Origin of the sequence: Nostoc sp. CHAB 5715, assembly GCF_020829685.1 — a bacterium.
GTDB lineage: Bacteria > Cyanobacteriota > Cyanobacteriia > Cyanobacteriales > Nostocaceae > Nostoc.
In genome coordinates this window covers 1-8,574 of sequence record NZ_JAIVFR010000225.1, presented here as the reverse complement: position 1 = coordinate 8,574, position 8,574 = coordinate 1, and the positions used below count along the sequence as shown (strand labels likewise).

Sequence of the window (8,574 nt, the reverse complement as noted above, 5' to 3'; positions counted from 1 at the left end):
CTTTAAAGTTGTCATTTGTACCATTAGAATATGCTAAAAAAAGCGTGGCGATAAATAGACTAATTAACAACATTTTGAGGTTTATAAAGAAGAAATCAGAATCCAGAATCAAGAATGCAATTAGTGAAATATTCAAATTGTGCATTCATTCCCCAGTCATACAGAGTAATTCTGACTTTTAACACCTGAATTCTTTCTTAACAAATTAACAGCAGCCACCACCGCTATAGTGCCAGGTTGAATTAGTCACAATTATTTCTGCTGGGTTGATAGCCGCAAGTTTAGCAGCAGTTTTATCACACACTGCTGCGGGAATACCTCGCTGGAGTAGATGACCTGCTGAGTCGTCGAAAAATGGTTCCAAGCCAGCATAAACTGCTGTTTTTCCGGTAAAGATACAAGCACCATCTTCTGGAATAGCAACTTTAAATGAGACAGAATCCAGACTTTCTAAAAGTAGGTGTTCGTCTAAATTATAAGTCTGGGAATCTAGTAGACGATAAGGACGACGGGCGCGAATTTCAACTTGACCAAAACCAGCATTTATAATCCGTTCAGTATACTCTTGATATGTGAGTGCGCCTGATAAACACATGGCTCTGAGTCGTTCATCTTGTTGAAGATGTGCTGGAATTTGACTAGTGGCAATTGGATCGCTCATCTGCAACCGTCCGCCTGGTTTTAATACCCGATAGGCTTCTTTTAAAGCACGGGTTAAATCTTCTGGTTCAAAAATATTGAAAAGGCAATTTTGCGCCACGATATCGACGGTAGCATCAGCAACGGGTAAGTTAAAAGCATCCCCTTCGCGGATTTCTACAAAGCTGGTGTCAAACCACGGATTTTCTTGAGCAGCAATTTCCAGATTGCGTGCAGCTGCTTCCCTCATGGCCCCAACCGGTTCAACGGCAATTACAGCACCTGCATGGCGGGAAAAATAAGCGAATTGCAACGCTTCTAAGCCGCCGCCAACACCGACATACAACACAGTAGGTTGGTTTCCTAGTTCAGTGGGGTGAACGGTAGTGCCACAACCATAGTTCATTTCCTGCATTGGCAAAGGAATTTTCAACCCTGGTAGTTGCAGGGGTGTACTTTGCACACAACAAAGTCCAACTTGCGGGGTTTGGGCAACTTCGCGGTAGAATTGCGCTGCTGTTTCTAGATAAGTCATGCAGTTTTAGATTTTAGATGATGACAGCTTTGTGCATCCTAATATAATTAACCCTGAGTTGGATGAGTTATTGCTCAGATTGCCAAAAACCCCAAATCTTCCTAGAATAGAAAACCTTGGGGTTTTACCGTTGTTTAACACTGGAAAGGGAACAAGAAGGTAGGGGGAGATGAGGGAGATAAGGGAGATGAGGGAGATGAGGGAGATGAGGGAGAAATAACTCATGCCCAATGCCCAATGCCCAATGCCCAATGCCCAATGCCCAATGCCCAAATCTTTTGGATTGTGCGTTGATTCTATTTGGAAACTTAACCCTGAAAATTGGCGGGGAGCAATAGTAATTCTAGATGAAGTAGAGCAGTCTTTGTGGCATCTATTAAACAGTAATACTTGTAAACACAAGCGTGTAAAAATATTAAAACTATTCCAGCAACTAATTTCCACAGTTTTAACAACTGGGGGGTTAGTAATTGCCCAAGATGCTGATTTATCAGATGTGTCACTTGAATACTTACAAGGATTGGCAGGAATTAAATTAACGCCTTGGGTAGTTCTCAATCAGTGGAAACCTCAACATGGTTGGGACGTAACTTTTTATGATTCGCCGAACCCAACTCCGCTAATTCATCAACTGGAATTGGATTTACTTGCTGGACGTAAATGTTATGTTACTACCGATAGTCGCGTTGGGCGTTACAGTTGTGAAACAATTGAACGTTATGTGAAAGAGCGGTTACAAAAATTACGACGGCAATTTCCCAAAACCTTGGTAGTTAGTAGCCACACTACAAACACACCTGGCCACGAAGCGGTTGATTTTATCGCAGCAATCAATCAAAAAATCTCTGAATATGACGGCGTTTTTGTTACCCCTAGCCTTGGTACGGGAATTAGTATTGATATCCAACATTTCGACCGAGTTTATGGCATTTTTCAAGGGGTAATTCCTGACTCGGAAGCAAGACAAGCATTAGCAAGAGTGCGGGATGATGTGCCGCGTGTTGTCTGGTGCGCTAAACGAGGTATTGGCTTAATTGGTAGTGGTAGTACAAATTATCGCTTGCTATCTGATTGGTATCAGGAAAATCAAAAAGAAAACTTAGCTTTGCTTAGTCCACTACATAAAATAGATGTGGATTTACCTTTAGTTCATGACCCGATTCATTTGCGAACTTGGGCTAAGTTATCTGCACGGATAAATGCTTCTATTCGCCTCTACCGTCAATCGATGCAAGATGGTTTGATTGCTGATGGGCATCAAATTCAGATCCGGAGTAATGCTGTTCACAATAATATTATTAGAGATTTACGCCTTGCGTTTTTGGCAACTAATGCTAATGATTTAGCTACTCGCAGAAGATTAATTTTAGAAATTGTCAAAGTTCAAAAAGATTGGACACAAAGCCGTCAAAAAGCTAAAGAAATTAAACGCAAAATAAAAGATATTAAGCAGCAAAATCAACTATCGGTAGCAACTGCTGTAGCTAATGCTAAAGATATCGATTATTTAGAATATGAGCAGCTATTAGTGAAGCATTCCCTGACTGATGGAGAACGTAACCAAATTAATAAATATGTTCTTAGGCAAAGGTATGGTGTAGAAGTTACTCCTTGGCTGAAATTGCAGGATGACCACGGATATTATCGTCAACTGTTAATTCATTATTATCTAACTCACGAAAGCGAGTATTTTCACGTTAGAGATCAGCAAGAATGGCATCAGCAACTGTCTTGGGGTGAAGGGAAAGTTTTTCTCCCAGATTTAAAAACTTACACGCTCAAAGTTGAGGCGATGAGAGCTTTGGGAATGCTTCAGTTTCTCGAAGCAGAACGAGAATTTAACGAGAGTAATCCAGATTTGATATTGCTTAAAAATGTTGTGTTTCAGCATAGTAAGCATATTAAGAGAGCGCTTAATATTAACTTAGTCGCAAAGAAAGAGCAGGTTTCGGCAATAAAAATACTCAGCCGACTGTTAAATTTGTTGGGCTTAAAACTAAAGCGGGTAAATGAGGTTTATCAAATCGACCTAGAAACACTTTATGATGGCAGGGAGAGAATATTTACGGTTTGGCATCAGCGGGATGAGTTGATGTTGGCTCATGTTAAGAGTGTTGGCTATGAGTTGCCTGATTATTCTTCAGATTGGAAGCTTGAAATTATCCAACCCAAAGCTTATGCCGCAGTAGCTAATATCTTTGACAGTTAAGATCAAGCGAAACAGCGTTAGGACTTACGCAAAGGCAACGTACTTTCGTCATTGCAAGCGTTGCGAACGCGAGTGCGTCTCTTAGAGTTGCAATCTCGTCAAGACTGGGATTGCAACGCTTGACTGCGTTCCGCTCGCAATGACTAATCATCGCTACGTAAGTCCTGAGCGTGTCTAAAGAGAGCCAAGCATTAAGTAACTAGGCGAGAATAAATCAAATTAGATTAAGTCATGTAAAAAATCTAGGACTTACGCACTATACAAATTGGCTATTATGTGCATAATGATTGGTTCAGAATACAAGTCCGTTGGTTCAGAATACAAGTCCGTTGGTTCAGAACACAAGTCCGTTGGTTCAGAATACAAGTTCGTTGGTTCAGAATACAAGTTCGTTGGTTCAGAACACAAGTCCGTTGGTTCAGAACACAAGTCCGTTGGTTCAGAACACAAGTCCGTAGCGATCGCATTCGTAAAGCCATCATTACCCGGTCAAAATCGATAATACTCTGAGACAACCAAATATCCTTATGCACATAATAGACTAGGACTTACGCACGCTCTACGAATTCTTGGCGTTCTTGGCGTCTTGGCGGTTCGATAAATTAAGCTTTTGGGCGATTTTTGCGTAAGTCCTATAGACAATTTGTACAGTGCGTAAGTCCTAAAATCTTGAGATTATTTTGTAGTGAGAGCTACCCTACGGGAACGCTTCGCAAACAGCCCTCATTTGAGGACTAAAGTCCTCTCTACGAGACGCTGCGCGAACACTACAAACCTTTAATTATTTACGCCGCTCTACTTAGTCATACAATTAGCCCAATTTCTACTTTGCCTTCAGCCGCGCCTGCTTTACCATCGCAATTAGAGTTTGATGGGCATCTTCCGCATCTGCTAAAACATGATCAAACTGAATGCGAACTGACACAGCTTCCCCATTCACTTGCGCTGTTAAATCCATACCTTGTGCATCAATTGACAGCATTTGTGCTGCCCTGACATCTGTTACACCACCAAAAGCCTTAGCATAAAGAACTATGGCATCAGCATGATCATCATTCATGTGCTTGCAGATGCGCGAACTAATATCAGCAGAAAAATCCTTAGACATTGTTGAGATAGAAGCAACAGCTTAAATTTTAAGCTAACAACGCCAATGAAATTTGCTGATTTTCTTTCTTAGCACTCAAGACGATGCATTGTATCCCATTGCATGATAAATTAATTTTATTTATGAGGGAATAATTAAATTAAAATAAAACTTATTCAGTATTTCTACCTTCTACTACGGAAACCAGACAGCTTAAACTGTAGCAGAAGTATTAGCCAAACTATTGAAGCTAAGAGACAATGAGCGAAACTAGCCCCAGACGAATTGTAATTGGGGATGTGCATGGCCACTATGAAGGTTTGATGACATTGTTGGAGGCGATCGCCCCCACGTCAGACGATCAAATCTATTTCCTGGGAGACTTAATTGATCGCGGCCCTCATAGTTCACAAGTAGTTAATTTTGTCAAGCGACATAACTACTCATGTTTGTTGGGAAATCATGAGCAGATGTTATTAAACATTCTGACCAATCACAGAACTTCCTCCCCGACGATGCAAGCATGGCTGTACAGTGGGGGGCAAGCTACGGTAGCCAGTTACCACGAGGCTTCAATTCCTGATGACCATCTGGATTGGTTCAAGAGTTTGCCTACATATCTCGACTTGGGGGATATTTGGTTAACTCATGCTGGTGTTGACCCTTCCAAGTCAGTGGCAGAACAAACTGCCGATCAACTGTGTTGGATACGAGAAGAATTTCACAGCATTGAAAAACCCTACTTTCCAGATAAGCTCATTATCATCGGTCACACCATTACCTTTACTCTGCCGGGTGTTTCTCCTGGCAAACTGGCACAAGGGCAGGGATGGCTAGACATAGATACTGGCGCTTATCATCCCCGGAGTGGCTGGTTGACTGGACTAGATGTCACAAATAACCTGGTTTATCAAGTTAATATTTTTAAAGACTATCTCCGTACCCTGCCCTTAGAAGATCTAGCGATCAGAGTTAATCCAGCTAAAATCAAAGTCGATCGCCGCAATAAGAATTAAGCAATATTCGAGATGAGTGGGGAGATGGGGAGATGGGGAGGATGAGGGGGATGAGGGGGATGAGGGAGACAAGCAAGACAAGGGGAATAACCAATGCCCAATGCCCAATGCCCAATGCCCAATGCCCAATGCCCAATGCCCAATGCCCAATGCTTAATACCCTCAAGACCTTACTAATGGTCGAATATTAGCTTTATAACTAGCTTTATCTAAGCCATAATTTTCTTTACTAGGTTGAGAGTTAATTGCACGTCTGAGTCCATTAATGCGATCGCTCGTTCCGGGGTGCGTACTTAAAAATGTCGGAGCAGAACCACCCTTTTTCAGCAGCTTTTGCATAAAAGTAACCATTGCAGACTGGGCGTAACCAGTTCGTGTCAAAGTTCGTAGTCCTCTTTGATCAGCGTCAAATTCATTGTTACGACTGCGTGGCAAGTCTCGCGCTAACTGTACACCAATTTGCACCGCCGTATTCCGGTCTAAGCCAGCAGCTGTTAATAGACCACCTTGGAGCGCTTTTTGCTGCATCTGTTTAACTACGTGTTTGCCGCCAATGTGACCGATTTCATGGGCGAGTACACTTGCTAGTTCCGCTTCATTGTCTGCGGTTTTCAGCAAACCCGTATGGACATATACATAGCCGCCCAAGGTAGCAAAAGCATTAATATTGTCATCCTGAACTACTTGGAAGGTATAGGGGAGATCAGAGCGATCGCTATTAGCTGCTAAACGCCGACCAATTTGTTCCACATAGCGATTAACTTCTGGATTGCGGTAAAGCCGCACTTCACTGCCTACTAATTCTTGATTAATCTGCTTACCCAGATCAACTTCCTGGCGAGGAGACATATTAGAAAGCTGAAATACCTGAACCCCTTGGAGTAGAAGAGGCAAGAAGTCTAAAGTTCTTCCAGGTAAGGGTGTACTCAGGCACAGACTCAAGGCAACTATCACTGAAATTAAAGGATAAAACCAGCGACGCCGCCACACACGGTAATTTGCAACAAAACTTTTCCAGTTGAACATAATACGCTCTGAAGATTATTTTGGGAGAACATAAAATGATGGGACAAATTATGAGACGGATTTAGAGTATTCTAAGTTGCATTCTTAAATCAAGACCAAAGGAGTTGTTATACAGCTAATGTTTAGGCAAATCTACCGAATTACGGGGGTTAGAGACTCCCTCTAGAGATAGGCTTAAACACTAGATATTACTTTCTGGGTGTGTCAATCTTAACAGGCAAAAGTTTAAGGGTTAGCTGCCACCCCTGCGAACTTACGAACTCGTGATAAACTGTCGCATAACCGCAACGCCCAGCCGCTTTTCCTTTATTACCAAATAGGGAAAATTACTATTCCCATCGAAAACCTTCTTGCTACAATCAATTACTTCGCTATTACCTCGGAAAACTTTTTATGGCTATTTTAGATTCAAAAGGTCGCTTGTTCGGCAAAATCAACCTCTTAGATTTAGGTGCTGCGCTAGTAATTCTGCTAGTTATATTTGGCATCTTTATCTTTCCTGGCACTTCTGGTTCTGTTGCCCAAGTCGGTGCGAAAACAGTACCCATAGAAGTAGACTTAGTAGTTCGTGGTTTGAATGTCCGTGACCCTGAACAATTATTCGATAATGGATTAAAAAAAGGCGGGAAAACTAATGTGATTATCCGCAATCAACCCTACGGGGCGATTGAGATCAAATCCATTCAACAGCTACCTAGAACAGTCAATGTTTCCCAACCTGATGGCACTGTTAAAGAATTACCAGATCCAAAAACTAACAATTTTAGCACAGATTTGCTTATGACTTTAAATGGCAAAGCCCGGTTAACTGATAATGGCCCCGTTCTTGGTAACAGTAAAGTTAAAATTGGAATGCCATTTGAGTTGGAAGGCTTTAACTACAACTTCAATGCAACTGTTATTGATATCAGATTAAAAGACAAATAGCATTCGCATTTTAGTCTTCAAAAAATAGGCTGATAAACCGAATTTTATATTATCCAAAAAACTCGGTTTATCATAAGCTAAACCACATCTAGTTTGCATAATCTAAAATTGTACATTTCTTGTGGGGTGGGCGTCTCGCCCGCCCAATATATGCAAGGTTATTTATGGAACAGCTTATTAATCAATTGAGGTACATCAGAGCAAGCTCTCGAAGAGCGGGGAGGGGGTTGGGGGTGGGGTTTAGTAGCTACTCAGATGAGAACCGCTATCTAACTACTGGGAGCATCCCACTTTTTTACATGTCATTGCGAGGAACGAAGCAATCGCAAAATTTTTCAGGTCAAAACGAGTCCATGAGATTGCTTCGTCGTTCCTCCTCGCAATGACAGTTATTCTCAAGAGCAAAATAAAAACTGGGATGCACCCGTTGTGTTTTTTCTTCCAAAAAACCTTGCAAAAAGCTGATTTACCCACATAAACTCTACTTACAAAGTTCGCAAAAAAACTTATTTTATTTACTAGCGTAGTAATGCTGAAAAGAATGTGGATATTGCCAACAAGTACTTAAAGAAATTTATTAACAAAACTTTGTCTCTATAATTAGAAGAGTTTTGAATTAGTGTGAAAATAAGTAAATTGAGGATGAAATCATGAAATTTGGAATTGATAGTGGGCACAATTGTCCACCAGACACAGGAGCTAGAGGCATCAAAGTTGAGGATAATTTAACTCTAGATGTAGGTAATAGAGTTATAGCTAAGTTAAGAGCTTTAGGAAATGAAGTCGTAGTATGTAAACCAAGTAGTGCTAGTACAGTCCGTGACTCACTGTCAAAAAGATGTTCTACAGCTAATGCGAGTAGAGTAGATATTTTTGTTTCAATTCATTTTAATGCTTTTAACAGACAAGCTAATGGCACAGAAGTATTTGCAACTAGTGAGAATGGCAGAAAAATTGCAAAACCTGTATTAGATGAAATCGTCAAATTGGGATTTTTTAATCGCGGCGTTAAAAGTGGTTCACACTTGTATGTTCTGAAAAATACAGATATGCCTGCTATCTTGATAGAATGTTGCTTCATCGATTCGCAAAAAGATATGAATCTTTATAATCCAGAAGCAATGGCTAATGCGAT

8 protein-coding genes and 1 pseudogene are annotated in these 8,574 nt (G+C 41.0%); 6 read left to right on the top strand and 3 right to left on the bottom strand.

From position 1 onward, the window contains the following. Window positions 1–205: 205 nt before the first annotated feature. Window positions 206–1,174 (bottom strand): arsenosugar biosynthesis arsenite methyltransferase ArsM, encoded by a 969-nt coding sequence (arsM, locus tag LC574_RS14340; protein WP_229454144.1) that lies wholly within the window; start codon window positions 1,172–1,174, stop codon window positions 206–208. Between the two features lie 271 nt (window positions 1,175–1,445). Here arsM and LC574_RS14335 point away from each other — a divergent pair. Then, window positions 1,446–3,383: pseudogene (locus tag LC574_RS14335) on the top strand (plasmid replication protein, CyRepA1 family); the annotation flags it as partial. Window positions 3,384–3,657: 274 nt separating this feature from the next. After that, window positions 3,658–3,885 carry a hypothetical protein gene (locus LC574_RS14330; RefSeq protein ID WP_229454143.1) on the top strand — a complete coding sequence of 76 codons (228 nt, stop codon included), beginning with the start codon at window positions 3,658–3,660 and terminating at the stop codon, window positions 3,883–3,885. A gap of 321 nt (window positions 3,886–4,206) precedes the next feature. On the opposite strand, the gene LC574_RS14325 is transcribed toward LC574_RS14330, so the two are convergent. Then, window positions 4,207–4,491, bottom strand: coding sequence for a DUF2470 domain-containing protein (locus LC574_RS14325; protein WP_229454142.1), 285 nt, complete (start codon window positions 4,489–4,491; stop codon window positions 4,207–4,209). A 239-nt stretch (window positions 4,492–4,730) separates the two neighbouring features. Here LC574_RS14325 and LC574_RS14320 point away from each other — a divergent pair, with 239 nt between their 5' ends. Both LC574_RS14320 and LC574_RS14315 read left to right on the top strand, forming a co-directional pair. Further along, a complete protein-coding gene (locus LC574_RS14320; RefSeq protein ID WP_229454141.1) occupies window positions 4,731–5,486 on the top strand; it encodes a metallophosphoesterase family protein in 756 nt (251 codons plus the stop codon). A 16-nt stretch (window positions 5,487–5,502) separates the two neighbouring features. Continuing rightward, window positions 5,503–5,643, top strand: coding sequence for a histidine kinase (locus tag LC574_RS14315; RefSeq protein WP_229454140.1), 141 nt, complete (start codon window positions 5,503–5,505; stop codon window positions 5,641–5,643). A 5-nt stretch (window positions 5,644–5,648) separates the two neighbouring features. On the opposite strand, the gene LC574_RS14310 is transcribed toward LC574_RS14315, so the two are convergent. Further along, window positions 5,649–6,512, bottom strand: coding sequence for a M48 family metallopeptidase (locus LC574_RS14310; RefSeq protein WP_229454139.1), 864 nt, complete (start codon window positions 6,510–6,512; stop codon window positions 5,649–5,651). 393 nt (window positions 6,513–6,905) lie between these two features. On the opposite strand from LC574_RS14310, the gene LC574_RS14305 reads away from it, so the two are divergent. Both LC574_RS14305 and LC574_RS14300 read left to right on the top strand, forming a co-directional pair. Continuing rightward, the gene (locus tag LC574_RS14305) at window positions 6,906–7,439 is read left to right on the top strand and encodes a DUF4330 domain-containing protein (protein WP_229454138.1); all 534 of its coding nucleotides are present in this window, start codon (window positions 6,906–6,908) and stop codon (window positions 7,437–7,439) included. 650 nt (window positions 7,440–8,089) lie between these two features. Beyond that, window positions 8,090–8,574: N-acetylmuramoyl-L-alanine amidase (locus tag LC574_RS14300; RefSeq protein WP_229454137.1), on the top strand; the 485-nt coding region annotated here is incomplete at its 3' end.

Coding starts and splice junctions, on each gene's coding strand:
- LC574_RS14305 (WP_229454138.1), top strand. CDS start 6,906: ATGGCTATTTTAGATTCAAAAGGTCGCTTGTTCGGCAAAATCAACCTC.
- LC574_RS14330 (WP_229454143.1), top strand. CDS start 3,658: ATGTGCATAATGATTGGTTCAGAATACAAGTCCGTTGGTTCAGAATAC.
- LC574_RS14325 (WP_229454142.1), bottom strand. CDS start 4,491: ATGTCTAAGGATTTTTCTGCTGATATTAGTTCGCGCATCTGCAAGCAC.
- LC574_RS14320 (WP_229454141.1), top strand. CDS start 4,731: ATGAGCGAAACTAGCCCCAGACGAATTGTAATTGGGGATGTGCATGGC.
- arsM (WP_229454144.1), bottom strand. CDS start 1,174: ATGACTTATCTAGAAACAGCAGCGCAATTCTACCGCGAAGTTGCCCAA.
- LC574_RS14310 (WP_229454139.1), bottom strand. CDS start 6,512: ATGTTCAACTGGAAAAGTTTTGTTGCAAATTACCGTGTGTGGCGGCGT.